The organism is Rahnella sp. BCC 1045 (assembly GCF_019049615.1).
Taxonomy (GTDB): Bacteria; Pseudomonadota; Gammaproteobacteria; order Enterobacterales; family Enterobacteriaceae; genus Rahnella; species Rahnella contaminans.
In genome coordinates, this window is sequence record NZ_JAFMOZ010000140.1 from 44240 (window position 1) to 66007 (window position 21768).

Annotated in this window: 17 protein-coding genes; 4 read left to right on the top strand and 13 right to left on the bottom strand. The window is 52.5% G+C overall.

From position 1 onward, the window contains the following. Positions 1-4: 4 nt before the first annotated feature. From murD to leuO, 13 genes are all read right to left on the bottom strand, one after another. Positions 5-1321 (bottom strand): UDP-N-acetylmuramoyl-L-alanine--D-glutamate ligase, encoded by a 1317-nt coding sequence (gene murD, locus J1782_RS20985; protein ID WP_217153852.1) that lies wholly within the window; start codon positions 1319-1321, stop codon positions 5-7. A gap of 2 nt (positions 1322-1323) precedes the next feature. After that, positions 1324-2406, bottom strand: coding sequence for a phospho-N-acetylmuramoyl-pentapeptide-transferase (gene mraY / locus J1782_RS20990; protein WP_152325132.1), 1083 nt, complete (start codon positions 2404-2406; stop codon positions 1324-1326). Further along, positions 2400-3761, bottom strand: coding sequence for a UDP-N-acetylmuramoyl-tripeptide--D-alanyl-D-alanine ligase (gene murF / locus J1782_RS20995; RefSeq protein WP_217153853.1), 1362 nt, complete (start codon positions 3759-3761; stop codon positions 2400-2402). The genes mraY and murF overlap by 7 nt, the downstream gene beginning before the upstream one ends. Then, the gene (gene murE / locus J1782_RS21000) at positions 3758-5245 is read right to left on the bottom strand and encodes a UDP-N-acetylmuramoyl-L-alanyl-D-glutamate--2,6-diaminopimelate ligase (protein WP_165058999.1); all 1488 of its coding nucleotides are present in this window, start codon (positions 5243-5245) and stop codon (positions 3758-3760) included. Before murE ends, murF begins: the two co-directional genes overlap by 4 nt. Next, positions 5232-6995, bottom strand: coding sequence for a peptidoglycan glycosyltransferase FtsI (locus J1782_RS21005; RefSeq protein WP_152325135.1), 1764 nt, complete (start codon positions 6993-6995; stop codon positions 5232-5234). The genes murE and J1782_RS21005 overlap by 14 nt, the downstream gene beginning before the upstream one ends. Positions 6996-7022: 27 nt before the next feature. Continuing rightward, positions 7023-7343, bottom strand: coding sequence for a cell division protein FtsL (gene ftsL, locus J1782_RS21010; RefSeq protein WP_152325136.1), 321 nt, complete (start codon positions 7341-7343; stop codon positions 7023-7025). Continuing rightward, positions 7340-8281: a 16S rRNA (cytosine(1402)-N(4))-methyltransferase RsmH gene (gene rsmH, locus J1782_RS21015; RefSeq protein WP_217153854.1), complete on the bottom strand. Its 942-nt coding sequence runs from the start codon at positions 8279-8281 to the stop codon at positions 7340-7342. Before rsmH ends, ftsL begins: the two co-directional genes overlap by 4 nt. 2 nt (positions 8282-8283) lie before the next feature. Further along, the gene (gene mraZ, locus J1782_RS21020) at positions 8284-8742 is read right to left on the bottom strand and encodes a division/cell wall cluster transcriptional repressor MraZ (RefSeq protein WP_104923345.1); all 459 of its coding nucleotides are present in this window, start codon (positions 8740-8742) and stop codon (positions 8284-8286) included. Positions 8743-9449: 707 nt separating this feature from the next. Next, the gene (cra, locus tag J1782_RS21025; RefSeq protein WP_152325138.1) at positions 9450-10454 is read right to left on the bottom strand and encodes a catabolite repressor/activator; all 1005 of its coding nucleotides are present in this window, start codon (positions 10452-10454) and stop codon (positions 9450-9452) included. 167 nt (positions 10455-10621) lie between these two features. Then, positions 10622-11113: an acetolactate synthase small subunit gene (gene ilvN, locus J1782_RS21030; RefSeq protein WP_152325139.1), complete on the bottom strand. Its 492-nt coding sequence runs from the start codon at positions 11111-11113 to the stop codon at positions 10622-10624. Positions 11114-11115: 2 nt separating this feature from the next. After that, a complete protein-coding gene (ilvI, locus tag J1782_RS21035; RefSeq protein ID WP_152325140.1) occupies positions 11116-12834 on the bottom strand; it encodes an acetolactate synthase 3 large subunit in 1719 nt (572 codons plus the stop codon). Between the two features lie 419 nt (positions 12835-13253). Continuing rightward, on the bottom strand, positions 13254-15050 hold the full coding sequence (locus J1782_RS21040; protein WP_217153855.1) for a long-chain fatty acid--CoA ligase: 1797 nt from the start codon (positions 15048-15050) through the stop codon (positions 13254-13256). 290 nt (positions 15051-15340) lie between these two features. Beyond that, positions 15341-16288 carry a transcriptional regulator LeuO gene (leuO, locus tag J1782_RS21045; RefSeq protein WP_152325142.1) on the bottom strand — a complete coding sequence of 316 codons (948 nt, stop codon included), beginning with the start codon at positions 16286-16288 and terminating at the stop codon, positions 15341-15343. Between the two features lie 748 nt (positions 16289-17036). Here leuO and leuA point away from each other — a divergent pair. The 4 genes from leuA to leuD are packed head-to-tail and all read left to right on the top strand — an operon-like array spanning position 17037 to position 21735. After that, positions 17037-18626: a 2-isopropylmalate synthase gene (gene leuA / locus J1782_RS21055; protein ID WP_152325143.1), complete on the top strand. Its 1590-nt coding sequence runs from the start codon at positions 17037-17039 to the stop codon at positions 18624-18626. Positions 18627-18628: 2 nt separating this feature from the next. Continuing rightward, positions 18629-19720, top strand: coding sequence for a 3-isopropylmalate dehydrogenase (gene leuB, locus J1782_RS21060; protein WP_152325144.1), 1092 nt, complete (start codon positions 18629-18631; stop codon positions 19718-19720). Position 19721: 1 nt separating this feature from the next. Further along, positions 19722-21122 carry a 3-isopropylmalate dehydratase large subunit gene (gene leuC, locus J1782_RS21065; protein ID WP_101075152.1) on the top strand — a complete coding sequence of 467 codons (1401 nt, stop codon included), beginning with the start codon at positions 19722-19724 and terminating at the stop codon, positions 21120-21122. Positions 21123-21132: 10 nt separating this feature from the next. After that, positions 21133-21735, top strand: a complete 603-nt coding sequence (gene leuD, locus J1782_RS21070) for a 3-isopropylmalate dehydratase small subunit (RefSeq protein ID WP_152325146.1) — start codon at positions 21133-21135, stop codon at positions 21733-21735. Positions 21736-21768: the final 33 nt, after the last annotated feature.

A 21768-nucleotide genomic window follows, 5' to 3' on the forward strand; every position in this document is an offset into this window, starting at 1 on the left:
CGCATTAACCCAGCTCCTTCGCCAGCGCAGTGAAAACATCACCGCGTTGTTCAAAACTGCGGAACTGATCAAGACTTGCGCAGGCCGGAGACAGTAAAACCATATCGCCTGACGCCACACGCGTGCTGATATCACGCATCGCCTGTTCCATCGTTTCAAACAGAGAAGAAACTTCAGGACGTAAATCTGCCAGCTCCGCGCCGTCACGGCCAAAGCAGTAGATGCGCAGATTATCGCCCTGCAAATATTTCGTCAGAGGCGAGAAATCCGCAGATTTCCCGTCACCGCCCAGCAGTAGATGCAATGTACCCTCAACGTGCAGGCCGTTGAGGGCTGCTTCGGTGCTACCGACGTTGGTCGCTTTGGAATCGTTGATCCAACGGACGCCATTGTGTTGCCACGCTACCTGAAAACGGTGCGCCAGTCCGGTAAAGGTCGTCAGGGCTTTCAGGCCTGAAGCATGAGGAATGCCCACGGCATCCGCGAGTGCCAGTGCAGCCAGCGCGTTGGTATAATTGTGGCGGCCTGTCAGCGGCATTTCTTTGGTATTCAGTACTTTCTCGCCACGCACACGCAGCCAGATATCATCCTGCTGGCGTGTCAGATGGTAATCACCGACATCCACACCAAAACTCACGCAACGTTTATCAGCGCCACGCACCGGCATTGTCAGCGCATCATCAGCATTGACGACGCACAGCGCAGCGTTTTCATAAACTTTCAGTTTTGCCGCACGGTACTGCTGCAAACCAAACGGATAGCGATCCATATGATCTTCGGTCACGTTGAGGATCGTCGCGGCCGCCGCGTGCAGACTGTGCGTCGTTTCAAGCTGGAAACTGGACAGTTCGAGCACAAACAAATCGTATTCATGATCAAGCATGGTCAGTACTGGCAGACCAATGTTACCGCCCACGCCGACGCGCCATCCGGCAGCTTTCGCCATTTCGCCGACCAGCGTTGTTACAGTGCTTTTACCATTAGAACCAGTGATCGCCACAATCGGCGTTTGCGTTTCGCGGCAGAACAGCTCGATATCACCGATTATTTCCACGCCCGCATCGGCGGCAGCGCTCAGTGCAGGAGTCGCCAGCGCCATACCGGGGCTGGCGATAATCAGGTCCGCATCGAGCAACCAGTCTTCATTGAGCGAACCCAGATGACGTTCAATGTTATCCGCGAGTTTATCCAGTCCGGGCGGGCTGACGCGGGTATCAATAACACGCGGCGTCACGCCCCGTGCCACAAAGAAATCAACACAGGACAGGCCGGTAAGACCCAGCCCGATGATGACCACTTTTTTACCCTGATAGTCAGCCATAATTACCGCACCTTCAGCGTCGCCAGGCCAATCAGGACCAGCATCAGCGAAATAATCCAGAAGCGCACGATGACGCGCGGTTCCGGCCAGCCTTTCAGTTCGTAGTGATGATGGATCGGCGCCATACGGAAAATGCGCTGACCACGTAACTTAAAGGACCCGACTTGCAAGATGACCGACAGTGTTTCAACCACGAACACACCGCCCATAATCACCAGTAAGAATTCCTGACGCAGCAACACGGCGATAGTCCCCAGCGCACCGCCCAGAGCCAGTGAACCGACATCACCCATGAAAACTTGAGCCGGATAGGTGTTGAACCACAGGAAGCCAAGACCGGCGCCGACAATGGCGGTACACACGATCACCAGTTCACCCGCGTGGCGAAGGTAAGGAATGTGCAGGTAGCTGGCAAAATTCATGTTACCGGTCGCCCAGGCCACCAGCGCAAAGCCAGCTGCGACGAACACGGTTGGCATAATCGCCAGGCCGTCTAAACCATCGGTCAGGTTAACGGCGTTACTGGTTCCGACAATCACGAAGTAGCTCAGCAGGATATACAGCAGCCCCAGCTGCGGCATGACGTCTTTAAAGAACGGCACTACCAGCTCAGTGGCTGGCGTGTCTTTCCCGATGGCATACATCGTGAAGGCGGCGGCAAGTGCGATAACTGACTGCCAGAAGTATTTCCAGCGGGCGATCAGGCCCTTGGTGTCTTTACGCACCACTTTACGGTAGTCATCGATAAAACCGACAACACCGTAGCCCAGCAGAACAAACAGCACGCACCAGACATACGGGTTAGACGGGTAAGCCCACATCAGGACGGAAATTGTGATGGATGCCAGGATCATCAGGCCGCCCATCGTTGGCGTCCCGCGTTTACTGAAATGCGATTCCGGGCCGTCGTTACGGACAACCTGACCAAAAGACATTTTTTGCAGACGGGCAATCATCCGTGGTCCGATCCACAAAGACAGGAACAAAGCAGTCAGCAGGCTGACAATGGCGCGAAACGTCAGGTAGGAAAAGACGTTGAAGCCGGAATAATATTTGACCAAGTGTTCGGCCAGCCAAACTAGCATGTTGCATTCTCCTGTAACGCGCGTACTACCTGCTCCATTGCGGCACTACGTGAACCTTTAATCAAAACGGTAATTACCGCGTGTTCAGACAGTAAGCTCGTTAAACGGGCCGTCAGGGCTGCCTTATCCTCTAAATGCTCACCACATCCGCTGGCATCACTGATGATGCGGCTGTCGTGACCAATACTGAATACTTTATCGATACCTGCTGCACGGATCGCTTCGCCGACCTGACGGTGACAGCTTTCGCTTTCAGCGCCCAGTTCAGCCATATCGCCAACGGCCATCACGCGGTAGCCCGGCATTTCTGACAACACTTGTGCCGCTGCGGTCATTGAACCGACGTTCGCGTTATAGCTGTCGTCGAGCAGGGTTTTGCCTTCGCTAAGCGCAATCGGGAACAAACGTCCTTTGACGGATTGCAGGGTTTTCAAGCCAGCACGCACGTTTTCAAGCGAAGCGCCGACAGACAGCGCCAGCGCAGCCGCAGCCAAAGCGTTGGCAATGTTGTGGCGTCCCGGCACCGGCAACGAAACATCAATGCTGCCTTTTGGTGAATGCAGGGTGAAAGCGGTGTTCAGCGGGCTGAGTCTGACGTCGGTCGCGTTGAAATCGATGCCCTCATTTTTTGCAGAAGAGAACTGCCAGACGGTTTTACCGGTCAGTTTGTGCTGCCAGTTTGCCCAATCATTACTCTCAGCGTTGATCACCGCGATACCGTTTTCCGGCAAACCTTCAAAAATCTCGCCTTTTGCGCGGGCAACGCCGGCCAGCGAACCAAAACCTTCAAGATGAGCCGCAGAGAGATTGTTGATCAGCGTAGTCTCAGGACGTGCCAGCGCGGTGGTATAGGCGATTTCGCCCGGATGGTTTGCGCCCATCTCAATAACGGCAAAATCATGCTCTGCGGTCAGGCGCAGTAACGTCAGCGGTACGCCGATGTCGTTATTGAAATTGCCTGCGGTGTACAGGACGTTACCGCACTCACGCAAAATCGCCGCGGTCATTTCTTTCACAGAAGTCTTGCCGGAGGAGCCGGTCAGGCCGACCACGCGGGCAGGAACCTGCTGGCGAACCCAGCCGCCGAGTTGACCCAGCGCAATGCGGGTGTCAGCGACAACTAACTGAGGGACCTCCACCGGTAAGCGCTTACTTACCAACAAAGCCCCTGCACCCGCATTAACGGCATCTGCCGCAAAATCGTGGGCATCGAATTTTTCGCCTTTCAGCGCGACAAATAAACAGCCTTCGGTGATCTGACGGGTATCCGTCGTCACGCTGTCAATTTGTGTATCCGCGCCGACAAGTTCAGCGTTAAGCGCGTCGGCCAGAGTTTGCAGAGAAACGCGGATCATGCGATCACCCCCAGCAAACGTGCGACAGTCACCCGGTCGGAGTAATCAAGACGCTGATTTCCCACCAGCTGATAATCTTCATGGCCTTTGCCGGCAATCAGAACGACGTCGTCTTCCTGCGCCTGCATGATGGCGCTGGTTACCGCTTCCGCACGACCATGGATTTCCTGCGCACGGCCAGCATCAAGCAATCCGGCAAGAATATCCGCCACGATGGCGCGAGGTTCTTCGCTGCGAGGGTTGTCATCGGTCACAATAACGCGATCGGCGAATTGTTCGGCAATCCCACCCATCAGAGGACGTTTGCCTTTATCGCGATCGCCACCGCAACCGAACACGCACCACAGTTGCCCTTTGCAGTGCAGACGGGCAGCTGCCAGCGCTTTTTCCAGCGCATCCGGCGTATGTGCGTAATCGACAACGGCGGTCGGTTTACCCGGCGCGTTGAAGACTTCCATACGCCCGCAAACAGGTTGTAACTGGGAACCCGTCGCCAGCAATTGTGCCAGCGGATAATCAAGGGAAAGCAGAGTCGCCAGTGCAACCAGCAGATTGCTGACATTGAACGCGCCCATCAGGCGGCTCTCCAGCTTGCCTTCGCCCCAGCTTGAATCGATATTTACAGTCGCGCCATTGTCGTGATAGTTCACGCTACGGGCAACCAGCCAGCGGCCTTTCCAGCCCGCCGGGATTTTGTCTTCCATGCTGACCGCAACGGAATCCGGGGTTTTCGCCAGCCAGCGCGCCCCGACTTCATCGTCAGCATTGATAATTTTCTGACCGACCGGATGCGAGGAGAAGAGCAGCCATTTGGCTTCTTCGTAGCTCTGCATGTCACCGTGGTAATCCAGATGATCGCGGCTCAGGTTGGTAAACGCAGCGGCAGCAAACGGCAGCGCGGCTACACGATGCTGCACCAGCCCGTGGGAAGAGACTTCCATCGCGGCGAAGGTGGCACCCTGTTTCACTAAATCAGCCAGAATATGCTGGACCTGAACGGCAGAACCGGTGGTGTTTTCCGCCGGAACCACGTTATCGAGCAAGCCATTCCCCACGGTACCCATCACCGCACTGGTTTCGCCCAGCAGCTGGCTCCACTGCGCCAGCAGTTGTGTGGTAGTGGTTTTACCGTTGGTGCCTGTCACGCCAACCAGACGCAATGATTTGCCTGGCTGCTGATAAAAACGTCCTGCCAGTTCGGAAAGCAGGACGTTGAGATCCTCAAGATAAATCACCGGTACACCATGCATCTGGCAGACCGTTCCGTGCTCTTGTTCATCTTTTGCTTCGGCCACGACGGCTGCGACGCCCTGAGCAATTGCCTGGGGAATAAAACGACGCCCATCACTGGTATGGCCTGAGACCGCGACAAACAGATCGCCAGCAGCCGCAATGCGGCTGTCTAAGATCATGTCTTTTAGCGCTACTGCCGGGGCTTCACTCACCCAGGGCGCTAAGATGTCGCGCAAATTACGATCTGCCACCTGTTGCCTCTTTTTGATTATTTACTATGTCTGCATTTTCATCGGCAGTCAGCGCGTCAGGTTCAACGTTCATGGTGCGTAATACTCCGCCCATGATGGCGCCAAACACCGGTGCGGAAACGGCCCCACCGTAATACTTCCCTGCCTGCGGATCGTTAATGACGACCACCAGAGCAAATTTTGGATTGCTGGCCGGCGCAACGCCTGCGGTGTAGGCAATGTATTTATTGACGTATTTGCCATCCGGACCGACTTTCTTCGCAGTACCGGTTTTAATCGCAATACGGTAACCCTTGATAGCGGCTTTCACGCCGCCGCCGCCTGGCAACGCAACGCTTTCCATCATATGAACGACGGTGCGCACCAGAGGTTCAGGGAACACGCGTTCGCCGGAAACCGGCGGATCAACACGTGTGATCGACAACGGACGATAAATGCCCATACTGCCGATCGTGGCATAGACTCGCGCTAGCTGGAGAGGTGTCACCATTAGCCCGTAGCCGAAAGAGAAGGTGGCCCTCTCTATGTCAGACCACCGTTGTTTTTTAGGGTATAAGCCACTGCTTTCTCCAACCAGCCCCAAATTGGTTGGTTTTCCCAATCCGAATCGCGAGTAAGTGTCTACCAGCTCTGCGGACGGCATCGATAACGCCAGTCGTGAAACACCGACGTTACTCGACTTCTGCAAGATACCCGTCACGGAAAGCTCCGCGTAACGGGCCACATCTTTAATCTCATGACCGTTGATCCGGTACGGCAGCGTATTGAGCACGCTGTTCTCACGAACCACGCCATTTTTCAACGCGGTCATGACGACCATCGGTTTAACGGTAGAACCCGGTTCGAAAATGTCAGTAATCGCGCGGTTACGCATCACGTCTTTCGGCGTATCCGGCATGTTGTTCGGGTTATAGGACGGACTATTAGCCATCGCCAGCACTTCACCCGTTTGCACATCGACCAATACCGCAGTGCCGGATTCCGCTTTGTTGAAAGCCACGGCGTTATTCAGCTCGCGATACACCAGCGCTTGCAGACGTTCATCAATGCTCAGCGCCAGATTATGTGCAGCCTGGCTGTCGACGGTGGAGATGTCTTCAATAACGCGGCCAAAACGGTCTTTACGGATGGTACGTTCACCTGGTTTACCCGTCAGCCAGCGGTCAAAACTCTTCTCAACGCCTTCAATGCCTTCGCCGTCAATGTTGGTGACGCCAATAACGTGCGACGTAACCTGCCCGGCCGGATAATAGCGACGGGATTCCTGACGCAGGGAAATACCCGGCAGCTTGAGTTTATGGACATATTCGCCAACGGCCGGATTCACCTGACGCGCCAGATACACAAAGCGGCCTTTAGGATTTGCATTGATACGTGCTGAAAGCTGATCGAGCGGCATGTTCAGCGCGTCGGCCAGTGCTTTCCATTTCGTATCAACCGTGATACCACCGCGATCGTTAATTTCTTTCGGGTCGGCCCAGATCGCATTGACCGGAACGCTCACTGCCAGGGGACGGCCTGAACGGTCGGTGATCATGCCGCGAGATGTTGGGATGGTCTGGACGCGCAGGGAACGCAAATCCCCTTCTTTGACCAGCCTGTCAGGGTTAATGACTTGCAGATAAGCCACACGCAACATCAGGCCAACCAGAGCCAGAAGGATACAGGCGCACAACAACGCAAAACGCCAGCTGATAAAGCTGGCTTGATCTTCGGGACGCTTTAACTTCGCGGTGCGTGTTGCTTTCATTAGCTGCCTGTATTCTCCGTGCGCATTTTAAGGCTGAACCACAATAATTTCTTGAGATGGATCAACGTGCTGCATCTGCAATTTCTCCGTTGCGATGCGTTCTACCCGGCTGTGATCGCCGAGAGCGTTCTCTTCGAGGATCAGGTTGCGCCATTCAATGTCCAGCGCATCCCTTTCCAGTACCAGTTGTTCACGCTGCGCCGTCAGTAAACGCGTACGGTGCGCCGTGGTCACAACGAATATTGCGCTGACCAGAACGGCGATCAGCAGAATCATTGGGATCTTGCCGTTGCGAAGAATATCGCTGGCAATGACTCCCACCAGTCCGTGGCGTTCGTTGCCAATCACGCGCTCGTTCTCTCAGCAAAACGCAGAACAGAACTGCGGGCCCGCGGGTTCTCCGAAACTTCCGCTTCGGACGGCATCATTTTTCCAACAGATTTCAGCGAACGCCCACCGAGTTCAGCGATCTGCGCTTCGGTCATCGGGATACCCGCCGGAACCTGAGCGCCACGGCTGTGCTGGCGGATAAAGCGCTTCACGATACGGTCTTCCAGCGAGTGGAAGCTGATCACGGACAAACGCCCTTTTGGTGCCAGAATTTCCAGCGCGCCGTCCAGCGCACGTTCAATTTCTTCCAGCTCGCTGTTGATGTAGATACGGATCGCCTGGAAACTGCGCGTAGCCGGATGCTTATGCTTTTCACGAAACGGTGAGGCATTCGCAATCAAATCCGCCAGTTCTTTAGTACGGGTCATTGGCAATTCACGGTTACGCTCGACAATCGCGCGCGCGATACGCTTCGCGAAACGCTCTTCGCCAAACGTTTTCAATACCCAGGTGATGTCCTCTTCTTCCGCTTTCATCAGCCATTCTGCGGCTGAATAACCCCGGGTTGGATCCATACGCATATCCAGAGGCCCGTCGCGCATGAAAGAGAAGCCGCGTTCGGCATCGTCCAGTTGCGGTGAAGAAACACCCAGATCCAGCAGCACGCCATCAATTTTGCCTTCAAGGCCACGATCCCGTACATACTCTGCAAGATCGGAAAACGGTCCGTGAACAATCGAGAACCGTGAGTCTTTAATAGCTTCTGCGGCTTTGATCGCCTGTGGATCGCGGTCAATCGCCAGCAAGCGTCCGTCCGGCCCAAGCTGGGACAGAATCAAACGTGAATGGCCACCACGGCCAAAAGTTCCGTCTATGTAAATGCCGTCCTGTCGAATGTTGAGGCCGTTGACGGCTTCATCCAGCAAAACGGAAGTGTGTTTGTAGTTTTCAACCATGCTTATAATGACAAGTCCTGTAATCTCTCAGAAAGCGGTTCCTGAGACGATTGTTCAGTGTCGATGTCTTCCTTAACTTGTTGATACCAGGTCTGTTCATCCCACAGCTCAAACTTGTTGAACTGTCCAACCAGCATCACTTCTTTTGCGAGCCCGGCGTGCTGACGCAGTGTGGTTGCAATCAGTAAACGCCCGGCATTATCCATCTGACATTCACTGGCATGCCCGAGTAAAAGGCGCTGAATACGGCGCTCGACGGGGTTCATGCTCGACAGACGGGACAATTTTTGTTCGATTACTTCCCATTCAGGGAGGGTGTAAAGGAGGAGACATGGGTGATGGAGGTCTATGGTGCACACCATTTGACCTTGCGATTCTTCGCTCAGCAAATCCCGATAACGGGTGGGTACGGCAAGTCGCCCTTTGCTGTCGAGGTTAACCATCGTCGCGCCACGAAACATGACCGATCTACCCCTCTGTGACCCTTTTCACCACTTTCCCCCACAAATTCCCACAGAAAAGAGTTTACGGATGGTTTTAAAACCTTGTCAAGCCAGAGCAGAGGCGGTTTGGCAATATTTACGCAGCTAAACGAAAGCACTGCGCAGTGTAGTGAGGTGTTTTAGAGGAGGGATAGAAAATAACGTCATGATTAGTTGAAGAAATTTCGCAGGGTTAATAATTTCGTTTAAAAAAAAACCAAACTGAACATTATTTAACTATTTATATTCTTCTGCTATCTAACTCTCATTTCTTGACCGGTTTGCCATAAAAAAAATCATTCTCAATTTTTTTTTGGCTATCACTGCTAAATCATCATCATTTTGTCTGCCAGCCCGCATGGCATAAGCCTTTGAGGCGTTTTAAAAACCATCAGCGTTCTTCAAAACCCATGCTGAGGGAAATTAAGCGGGGAATTCTACAGGACTTTTGCTGGCAGCATTAACGTATTTTAGAAATTGATTAGGAGGTTTATATCGGCAACGGAAGCGCGAAAACATTTCTTAATAATTCAGTTGTCTGGGAATGCTCCTAAATTACCCATTCATCTCCTATGGGAATTTTCATAATTGTATTATCCACAGAATAAGCCGAATTACTGAAAAAGAGATTGGAGCGTGCGGGGAGGATAGTGACGGGCACTCAGGAAGAATGCCCGTTGCGGTGTTTACTTGCGACTCAGACGGCCACGGCGGAACAGATTACGGCGGATTCGCGTCAGTCCGGCTTTCGGTTTCTTCGGCTCATCAAGACAAGCCAGCACCAGCTCCAGCACGCGTTCAGCCACGTCACGATGACGCTGAGCGACCGCCAGAACAGGACATTCGAGGAAATCTAGCAGCTCGTTATCGCCGAAAGTCGCAATCGCCAGATCCACCGGCAGACGCCCTTCGGTTTTCAGCGTCACGTCCATCACGCCCTGCAACAGCTGGAACGACGTGGTGAACAACGCCTGCGGCATCGGGTTGGTTTTCAGCCAGTCGGCGAAAACAACCGCCGCTGATTCGCGATCGTACGCATTGGCGTACAGATATTTTGGCTGGCGTGAATCTTCTGCCCACGCCTGGCGAAAGCCCTGCTCGCGCAGGAAACTCACGGAAAGCTCCGGCAGTGCGCCGAGATAGAGTACTGACTCAGCCGGGAATGTGCGCAGTTCCTGCGCCAGCATCAGGGCGTCGTCTTGATCAGCGCCCACGACGCTGATGAAATGCTCAGGATCCAGCGCACGGTCGAGCGCAATGATCGGGAAATCATCGTTGGCCCAGCGTTGATAGAAAGGATGCTCCGGTGGTAATGACGTGGAGATAATTATCGCATCAACCTGCCGCTGAAGCAGATGTTCGATGCACCGCATCTCGTTATCCGGCTGATCTTCAGAACAGGCGATCAGCAGCTGATAGCCGCGCTGACGGGCCTGACGCTCGAGGAAATTGGCGATTTTGGTGTAGCTGGTGTTTTCCAGATCGGGGATCACCAGACCAATTGAACGTGTACGGCCGGCACGCAAACCTGCTGCCACCGCATTCGGGTGATAGTTATGTTCCTTCACGACAGCCATGACTTTTTCGACTGTCTTATCGCTGACACGATACTGTTTCGCCTTGCCGTTAATGACATAACTGGCCGTCGTACGCGAAACGCCCGCTAACCTCGCGATCTCATCCAGCTTCACTGAGAAAACCCCTTAATAAAGATAATGCTTTATCTAACCGCAGAAGCCCCTGCCGGGCAAGGTGTTTTACCGAATCGCTTCACCTGACTCGCAAAAAAGAAAGCCCAACGTAAGGGTTGGGCTTTCAGTGAGCAGACAAATGTTACATCTTGCTGATTATTTACACTTTAACGCATGATCTTGTCGCCGCGTGAAACACCGACCACACCGGAGCGCGCCACTTCCACAATTTCTGCCACATCACGGATGCTGGCTAAAAACGCATCAAGCTTGTCACTGGTTCCTGCAAGCTGAACGGTGTAAAGCGTGGCGGTGACATCGACGATCTGCCCGCGGAAAATCTCGGTGGAACGTTTCACTTCTTCACGGCCATAACCGGAAGCCTGTACCTTCACCAGCATGATTTCACGTTCAACGTGCGCGCCCTGGATCAGTTCAGTTACACGCAGTACGTCAACCAGCTTATGCAGTTGCTTTTCGATTTGCTCAAGCACCTTGGCATCACCGACGGTCTGAATCGTCATGCGGGACAACGTCGGATCGTCGGTGGGTGCGACGGTCAGGCTTTCAATGTTATACCCACGCTGAGAGAACAGGCCGACTACACGGGACAACGCGCCCGATTCGTTTTCCAGTAATACTGATAAAATCCGGCGCATGATCAGGTCCTCTCCGTTTTGCTTAACCACATTTCGTCCATCGCACCGCCACGGATGTGCATCGGGTAAACGTGTTCTGTTTCATCAATGCTGATATCGACAAATACCAGACGATTTTTCTGTTCGAGTGCCAGCGCCAGTTTACTTTCCAGCTCTTCAGGCTTACGGATAGCAATACCCACATGTCCGTAAGCTTCCGCCAGTTTGACGAAATCAGGCAGTGACTGCATGTAAGACTGGGAATGGCGGCCGGAATAAATCATGTCCTGCCACTGTTTCACCATGCCGAGATAACCGTTGTTCAGGTTGACGACAATCACCGGCAAATCGTATTGCAGTGCGGTAGAAAGCTCCTGAATATTCATCTGGATACTGCCGTCACCAGTCACACAAATCACGGTTTCATCCGGCAGTCCGAGTTTGACACCCAGCGCAGCGGGCAGGCCAAAGCCCATCGTGCCAAGGCCACCGGAGTTGATCCAATGGCGCGGTTTGTCGAACTTGTAATACAGCGCAGCAAACATCTGGTGCTGGCCAACGTCAGACGTCACATACGCCTCGCCTTTGGTCAGACGATGCAGCGTTTCGATAACCGCCTGCGGTTTGATGGTGCCAGTATTTTTGTCATAGCTCAGACATTCGCGCCCGCGCCAGTTCTCAATATTCTGCCACCAGTCACGCAGCGCATCGAACTCCTGCTTCTCATCGCTTAGCGCCAGCAGTTCCACCATCTGAATCAGCGTCTGCTTCGCATCGCCGACAATCGGGATGTCCGCATTAACTGTTTTGGAGATAGAGGTCGGGTCGATATCAATGTGCATGACCGTCGCATTCGGGCAGTACTTCGCAAGATTGTTGGTGGTCCGGTCATCGAAACGCACGCCCACACCGAAGATCAGATCCGCATTGTGCATCGCCATATTAGCTTCGTACGTACCGTGCATACCCAGCATGCCGAGGCTCTGACGATGCGTGCCCGGGAACGCCCCCAGCCCCATCAGGGAACTGGTCACCGGCAGATTCAGTTTCTCAGCCAGTTGCAGTAATTCAGCATCACATTCAGAGTTGATCGCGCCGCCGCCGACATACAGCACCGGTTTTTTCGCGTTCAGCAGAGTCTGAACCGCACGTTTGATTTGACCGCGATGGCCCTGCACGGTCGGGTTATAGGAACGCATCGTGACCTGCTCAGGATAGGCGTAAGGCAGCTTGATTTGCGGGTTCACCACGTCTTTCGGTAAATCGACCACCACCGGACCAGGGCGGCCGGTTGATGCCAGATAAAACGCTTTTTTCAATACAGTCGGAATATCTTCCGCGCGTTTTACCAGAAAACTGTGTTTCACCACCGGACGGGAAATCCCCACCATGTCGCATTCCTGGAACGCGTCATACCCAATGAGTGAACTGTGTACCTGGCCGGATAGCACCACAAGTGGAATGGAATCCATATAAGCCGTGGCAATACCGGTGATAGCATTGGTTGCGCCAGGACCGGAAGTCACCAGCACCACGCCCACATCGCCCGTGGCGCGCGCATAACCGTCTGCCATATGAACAGCACCCTGTTCATGTCTCACCAGCACATGATCAATCCCACCGACCGTATGCAGGGCATCATAGATATCCAACACCGCTCCGCCGGGATAACCGAATACGTGCTTAACGCCCTGGTCGATTAACGACCGGACGACCATCTCGGCTCCTGACAACATCTCCATGGTTTTGCCTCCAGGCTTTTTGCTTCTTTTATAGGATGACTTTTCTTTCAGCTAGCTGTTCTATCAGGCAACGATTTAATGATAATTCGCTGAATTTTAGGACTTTCTTTCGGGCTTAAAAAACCCTGCTGTTCTTATTGGCGTTCACGAATCTAACTCAGTACCTTAGCGTCAGAACCTGAGTCAGGCAAACGCCAAAAATTGTCCGGAACTGTTGTTTTTTTGCCTCACGCTGCCTTCACTCGCCCGTTCGGGACAAAACACTGCCTGTGTGCGGGAACCAGTCAGAAATATCAGGAAGGTCGGAAAAATTACAGTATTAAATTATGTCCGGGGCTGACATAGAAATCAGGAGGAAACCGGCAAACGGGCGTCGGCCGGTCTTTTTAGCAGAAAAGCGGTAAACGGCAGGTTCGCAGTTACTCGCGATAAAGCTGATCAATTTCCTGCTGATAGCGGCTGAAAATGATCTTCCGTCGCAGTTTGAGCGTCGGCGTCAGCTCACCGGCTTCCATCGTGAAAGGTTTGGTCAGTAGCACGAACTTTTTCACCTGCTCAAAACCGGCCAGATCGTGCTGGATTTCACGCAACTGATGCGCAAAGAGCGACAGGATCTGTTCGTTTTTCACCAGCCCGTCGCGGTTGAAATAATCAATGTGATGCGCCTGTGCATACATGTTCAGCACATCAAAATCCGGCACGATCAGCGCGGAAACAAAATGCCGTTCATCGGCAATTACCGCCGCCTGTTCAATGTAACGATCCTGCACCAGCGTGCCTTCGATCCGTTGCGGCGCGATGTATTTTCCGCCCGACGTTTTCATCAGATCTTTGAGACGTTCAGTAATGAATACGTTGCCCTGCTCGTCCATTTTCCCCGCATCGCCGGTTTTGAACCAGCCATCAGCGGTAAAACTGGCGGCAGTTTCAGCTGGCTTATTAAAATAACCCCGCAGCAACGTCGGGCCGCGCACCTGGATTTCATTTTCATCCCCAATGCGCACTTCGATCTCAGGCAACGCCGTTCCTACAGATCCAAAACGAAAATCTTTTTCTTCCCAGCAGGTCACCGTGGCGCAGGTTTCCGTCAGGCCATAACCGTATTTAATGTGCAGCCCGAGAGATTCGAAAAACAGAATGACATTGTCATCAAGGCTCGCACCGGCAGCAGGCAGAAAACGCAAATTCCCGCCGAGTAATTCACGCAGCTTTTTCAGCACCAGCTTATCCGCCAGAAAATGAGCCGGAGAAAGCCAGAACGAATAACGTTCGCCGCGACGTTCCGTCAGATACTTTTCTTTGCCCTGCGCCACAGCCCAGTGGAAAAGTCGTTTTTTCAGCGAGCCAGAACGCGCAACTTTATCGTGGATCGCGCTGAAGACTTTTTCATAGAAGCGCGGAACGGCGCACATGACCGTTGGTTTAACTGCCTGCAACGCATCGCGAACCAGATCGGTTTCCCGCAGGAAAACATTCTGCGCGCCGGAGTGGAGCACAAAAAAACTCCAGGCCCGTTCAAAGACGTGCGCCAGCGGCAGAAAACACAGCGAAACATCGCTGTCCGAAATGCTCAGGCGTTCTTCATGTTGCCGGAGTTGCGTCGCCATGCTGGTGTAATCGAGCATGACGCCTTTCGCCTCGCCGGTGGTGCCCGAGGTGTAAATCAGCGTGAATAAATCATCCAGATTGCTGGCATTGACGCGGACTTCACGTTCGGCAGAAATCAGCCGGTCTTGCGGAACAAGCTGGGAAACGTGACGGGCCATCGCGATACCGCGCAGGTCAACGCTGCTGTCCAACACAAAAATATGTTTCAGCTGTGGACACAAATCGCGCAAGGCAACCGCCGCGTCATACTGTTTCTGGCCCACAACAAACAGAATGCGGATATCGGCATCATTGAGCACATAAGCCGACTGGGAAGGCGTATTCGTTGCATAAATGGGCACGGTCACGGCACGTAACTGGAGGATCGCCAGATCGGCGATGGCCCACGCCATGGAGTTATTTCCGCAAATCGCGATGCGTTCCTGAACACTCACCTGTTCCTGCAATAACACGTCGGACAGGGCATCCACTTTTTCGCCAAGCTCGCGCCAGGTCAGGGAGGTTTCTGTCGCAGGGGACCATTCACGGAAAGCAATCTGCTCAGCACGGGCACTGATTTGCTGGCGAAAACGGGTAATCAGATGATAGTTATTTAAGGTTGGATTCATTGAGTGTTTGTACCGGCATCCAGCGTAATCAGGAAAGGAGGAGGATCTGACTGCATAACGTCATTACAAAAATTTAACGCAGTCTACCGGCAAACCGTGCACGGTGAAATTAAATTGTGGGTGCGCAACGCGCTTTTGGAAAGGGAAACGGACGTTTTTTATTGCAAAAAAAACCTGCCTGTTTTTAACGAGGTTAAAAAAACAGGCAGGATAAAAAACTCCAAAGAACTTCATAACCAGCCACTTTTACTTCAGCCTAAGCCTCAGTAAAAGTGTGATTCGTTGGCTTACTACAAGGACAGAACGCATTGGCTTAATAAAGATTTCATCCACATATTCCCTTTATCTTTGCTGGAAGATTCATGCCAGGAAAGGTAGCAGGTCAGATGATTCTTCATCCACGGCAGAGGGATCACGGATAAATTGAGCATTCCGGCATTTGATTGTGCCAGCCAGCGCGGAACCAGGGCGACCATATCAGTCTTAGACACAATTTCCATTACGCTGAAAAGATCGGTTCCCTGATAAGTAATTAGAGATTGCAACTCAGGATCGTCGTAATAAGCCGAACTGAAGGAATAGAAACGATCCAGAACCATCACGGCGTGTTTTTCTTTCAGATATTTTTCATCTGACATATGCGGGCTAATACGCGGATGATTTTTCGCGGCGACCAGAACGAGTTCGTCATTAAATAATGCCTGATTACAAAAATCGGCACGCTCAAATTTACGATAACTGATCATAAACTCAATATTCTGGTAACGCAGCTGATGCTCGATATTATCATTGACGATGGTCTGCAATTTGATGCTGACGCCGGTTGATAATGTATCAATGGCATTTAAAACCTGAGACGTCAGGCGTTTATCCAGCGGGCTGCAAATCGCCACATTAAACTGGCGCATACTGATATTGGGGTCAAAACCGGCACCGGGCAACTCATTCATGACCAGTTGCAAAGCCTGGCGGACAGGTCCGAAAAGTTGGCGGGCGCGCATGGTGGGCTGAATGCCACGGCCATAACGCACAAATAAATCATCATTGAACATCACTTTCAGCCGGGCTACTGCATTACTGACTGCGGGCTGGGACATTCCCAGCATATTGGCAGCACGGGTAATATTCTGTAATTGCATTACAGCATCGAATACCGTGAGTAAATTCAAATCCACATTACGAAGATGTGTTTCGGCTTCCGGCTGCTTAGTTTTAATTTCTGTAGTGATATCTGACATGAAGTTCTCCATCAAAATGACTCCAATAAAAGGAGTCATGACGTTAATAACTTGCTTTATAAAAACAGGACTTGGAGGAATATCAGACCTGCAGAAACAATGACCGGTAAATCCGTGAAATTTCATCATGTTAATTAGGAAAAGATATAGAAACGTCTTTCCTAATAATCATAAAGGGAAATATGAATCTCACTTCCCCCTTAAAAACTGATGATATAAGACAATAAAATAGTTGGGTAAACAACATGCGAAAAATGAATAATAAGTTAAGCAAAACTACATCATTCCTAATCTCCTGTATTAGAAAGGTAATTTACCTCGCTGTTTAAAACTGGTGTCTCTTTTTGGCCTTTTTATATACGCAGAGCGAGGGAAAAAACCGCAAAAAGCTTTGCGCCGGACAGGCTTCGGCAACCAGTTTTTTATGCTAAATGAGACAAAATATCATTTGCAAGGTTTTTCGCGTTTTCCACACAGTGAAGGTTGACATACAAAGGACATTCCCGTATCACTTTAGGCACTGTTTGGACGATATCCGTTCTTACCACCCGATTATGAGAAGCTGAAAACATGTTCATGATTACCCGTCTCCTAGGCCTACTACTCAACGCAGAAAATTTGCGCGGTAAGCCAGTGGGCGAAAATCACAACTGATTTTAACTTCCACAGACAATAAACCCGCGCCGATGCGCGGGTTTTTTTTTATCTCCCCGCAGGGCGCGAAAATAAAACAGACAAGGAATAACCCATGAGCGAGCAAGTCATTATTTTCGATACCACACTGCGTGATGGTGAACAGGCGTTACAGGCCAGCCTGAGTGTGAAAGAGAAGATTCAAATTGCAATGGCGCTGGAAAGAATGGGCGTGGATGTCATGGAAGTCGGCTTCCCGGTCTCTTCTCCTGGCGATTTCGAGTCTGTACAAACCATCGCGCGCCAGATTAAAAACAGCCGTGTTTGCGGTCTGGCCCGTTGCGTAGACGGTGACATTGATGCCGCAGCCGAAGCGTTGCGTGTGGCCGAAGCGTTCCGTATCCACGTCTTTTTGGCAACCTCTACCCTGCACATTGAATCCAAACTGAAGCGTTCGTTTGATCAGGTATTGGATATGGCGATTCACTCCGTGAAACGCGCCCGTAACTACACCGATGACGTTGAATTCTCATGCGAAGATGCAGGCCGTACGCCGCTGGACAATTTGTGCCGCGTCGTAGAAGCTGCGATTAAAGCCGGTGCGACCACCATTAACATTCCTGATACGGTCGGTTACACCACGCCGGTTCAGTTCGGCGGCATCATTACTAACCTGTACGAACGCGTGCCTAACATCGATAAAGCGATTATCTCCGTTCACTGCCATGATGATTTGGGCATGGCGGTCGGTAACTCCATCGCCGCCATTCAGGCCGGTGCGCGTCAGGTTGAAGGCACGCTGAACGGTATCGGCGAACGCGCCGGGAATACCGCGCTGGAAGAAGTGATCATGGCAATCCGCACACGCAGCGACTACATGAACGTTCATACCAACATCAATCACAAAGAAATCTACCGTACCAGCCAGATTGTCAGCCAGATTACCAATATGCCTATCCCTGGCAACAAAGCGATTGTCGGGTCTAATGCGTTCGCACATTCCTCGGGTATTCATCAGGACGGTGTGCTGAAAAACCGCGAAAACTACGAAATCATGACGCCGGAATCTATCGGTCTGAACCAGATTCAGCTGAACCTGACTTCCCGCTCCGGCCGCGCGGCCGTGAAGCATCGTATGGAAGAAATGGGCTATAAAGAATCCGATTACAACATGGATCATCTGTATACCGCATTCCTGAAGCTGGCCGACAAAAAAGGTCAGGTTTTCGACTACGATTTAGAAGCACTGGTCTTCATTAATAAGCAGCAGGAAGAGCCGGAATTCTATCGTCTGGATAACTTCAGCGTGCAGTCAGGTTCCAAAATTACCGCAACGGCTTCTGTGAATCTGGCCTGTGGCGAAGAAATCATGACCGAAGCCGCCACCGGCAACGGCCCGGTCGATGCTGTCTATCAGGCCATCAACCGCATCACCGGCTATCAGATTGAGCTGGTCAAATACCAGCTGAGTGCAAAAGGTCAGGGCCGTGACGCACTGGGCCAGGTCGATGTTGTCGTCTCCTTTAATGGCCGCCGCTTCCACGGCGTGGGTCTGGCGACAGACATCGTCGAATCCTCCGCACAAGCGATGGTGCACGTACTGAACAACATCTGGCGCAGCAAACAAGTTGAGATCGAAAAACAACGTTTGCAGCAGCAAAGTCAGCAACACAACAACATTCAAAATAATCAGGAAACGGTGTGAACATGAGCAAGACCCATCATATTGCCGTCTTACCCGGAGACGGAATTGGCCCTGAAGTTATGGCCCAGGCCTATAAAGTTCTGGACGCAGTGCGTCAGCGCTTTGGCCTGAAAATTACCACCAGCGAATATGACGTCGGTGGCGCAGCCATCGATAAACACGGCAGCCCGTTGCCGGAAGCCACCGTTGCGGGTTGCGAACAAGCTGATGCCATTCTGTTTGGCTCCGTCGGCGGCCCGAAATGGGAACATTTGCCACCAAACGATCAGCCTGAGCGTGGCGCATTATTGCCACTGCGTAAGCACTTCAAATTGTTCAGCAACCTGCGCCCTGCCCGTCTGTATCAGGGACTGGAAGAGTTTTGCCCGCTGCGTGCCGACATTGCCGCAAAAGGCTTCGACATTCTGTGTGTCCGCGAACTGACCGGCGGTATTTACTTCGGTCAGCCGAAAGGCCGCGAAGGTCAGGGTCAGCACGAAAAAGCGTTTGATACCGAAGTCTATTACCGCTTCGAAATTGAACGTATTGCACGTATCGCGTTTGAATCTGCGCGCAAACGCCGCAGCAAAGTGACCTCCATTGATAAAGCCAACGTGTTGCAGACCTCTATTATGTGGCGCGAAGTGGTCAACGAAATTGCGAAGGATTATCCGGACGTCAGCCTGAGCCACATGTATATCGACAACGCGACCATGCAGCTGATTAAAGATCCGTCCCAGTTTGACGTGCTGCTGTGTTCCAACCTGTTCGGCGACATCCTGTCCGACGAATGCGCGATGATCACCGGTTCTATGGGTATGTTGCCTTCTGCCAGCATGAACGAGCAGGCGTTTGGTCTGTTTGAACCGGCAGGCGGTTCTGCACCGGATATCGCCGGTAAAAACATCGCTAACCCGATTGCACAAATCCTGTCTGCAGCGCTGTTACTGCGTTACAGCCTGGGCGCGGATGACGCGGCAAATGCAGTCGAACAGGCCGTCAATAAAGCACTGGAAGCAGGCCACCGTACCGGTGATCTGGCGAACGGCCAGCAGGCGTTGGGCACCAGTGAAATGGGCGACATTATTGCCCGCTTTGTGAAAGAAGGGGCGTAACATGGCCAAGACTTTGTACCAAAAATTGTTTGATGCTCACGTCGTTTACGAAGCGCAAAACGAAACGCCATTGTTATACATCGACCGCCATCTGGTTCACGAAGTGACCTCTCCGCAGGCATTCGACGGCTTGCGCGCGATGGGGCGTCCTGTGCGTCAGCCGGGCAAAACCTTTGCGACGATGGATCACAACGTATCCACCCAAACCAAAGACATCAATGCGAGTGGCGAAATGGCGCGCATTCAGATGCAGGAATTAATCAAAAACTGTGCGGAATTTGGCGTGCAGTTGTATGACCTGAATCACCCGTTCCAGGGCATCGTTCACGTCATCGGCCCTGAGCAGGGTATGACGTTGCCGGGCATGACCATCGTGTGCGGCGACTCCCATACCGCTACGCACGGTGCATTTGGTTCACTGGCCTTCGGTATCGGGACGTCTGAAGTTGAACACGTTCTGGCGACGCAAACCCTGAAACAAGGTCGCGCGAAAACCATGAAGATTGAAGTCACCGGCGAAGCGCCTGCGGGCATCACGGCGAAAGACATCGTACTGGCAATTATCGGTAAAACCGGCAGTGCGGGTGGTACCGGCCACGTGGTGGAATTCTGCGGTAAAGCCATTGAAGCGCTGAGCATGGAAGGTCGTATGACCCTGTGCAATATGGCGATTGAAATGGGTGCGAAAGCCGGTCTGGTTGCGCCGGATGAAACCACGTTTGCTTATCTGAAAGGCCGCCAGTTTGCGCCGAAAGAGCAGAACTGGGACGCCGCTGTAGAATACTGGAAAACCCTGAAAACCGAAGACGGCGCGAAGTTTGACACCATCGTGACGCTGGACGCCTCTGAAATCGCGCCACAGGTTACCTGGGGCACCAACCCGGGTCAGGTGATGGCCGTTAATCAGGTGATCCCAAATCCTGCTTCCTTTGCCGATCCGGTAGAACGCGCTTCCGCTGAGAAAGCGCTGGCGTACATGGATTTACAGCCGGGTATTAAACTGACCGACGTCGCAATCGACAAAGTCTTCATCGGTTCCTGCACCAACTCCCGTATCGAAGATTTACGTGCTGCGGCAGCGATTGCCAAAGGCCGTAAAGTCGCGACGGGTGTGCAGGCGATTGTGGTTCCGGGTTCCGGTCCGGTAAAAGCGCAGGCGGAAGAAGAAGGTCTGGATAAGATCTTCATCGAAGCCGGTTTTGAATGGCGTCTGCCTGGATGCTCCATGTGTCTGGCGATGAACAACGACCGCCTGGAACCGGGCGAGCGTTGCGCGTCTACCAGCAACCGTAACTTCGAAGGCCGTCAGGGCCGTGGCGGACGCACGCATCTGGTCAGCCCGGCAATGGCTGCCGCAGCAGCGGTCACCGGCCACTTCGCTGATATCCGTGAACTGAACTGAGGAAAACACCATGGCTAAATTTACCCAACACATCGGTCTGGTGGTTCCGCTGGATGCAGCTAACGTCGATACCGATGCGATTATCCCGAAACAGTTTTTGCAGAAAGTGACCCGCACCGGTTTCGGCCAGCATCTGTTCAATGACTGGCGTTTTCTGGATGACGCCGGTCAGGTGCCTAACCCGGATTTCGTGTTGAACAAACCGCGCTACAAAGGCGCGAGCATTTTGCTGGCGCGCGAAAACTTTGGTTGCGGCTCATCCCGTGAGCATGCGCCATGGGCACTGACTGATTACGGTTTCCATGCGGTGATCGCCCCGAGTTTTGCTGATATCTTCTACGGCAACTCGTTCAACAACCAGTTGCTGCCCATCACGCTGAGCGAAACGGAAGTCGACGAGCTTTTCCAACTGGTGAAAGACAACGAAGGCATTCAGTTCGAAGTGGATCTGGAAGCGCAAACCGTGAAAGCCGGTAACAAAAGCTATCCGTTTGTCATCGACAGCTTCCGCCGTCACTGCATGATTAACGGTCTGGACAGCATCGGCCTGACCTTGCAGCACGAAGAGAACATCTCCGGCTACGAGAAAAATCAGCCTGCATTTATGCACTGATTACCGTACGTCAGACATAAAAAAACCCGCGAA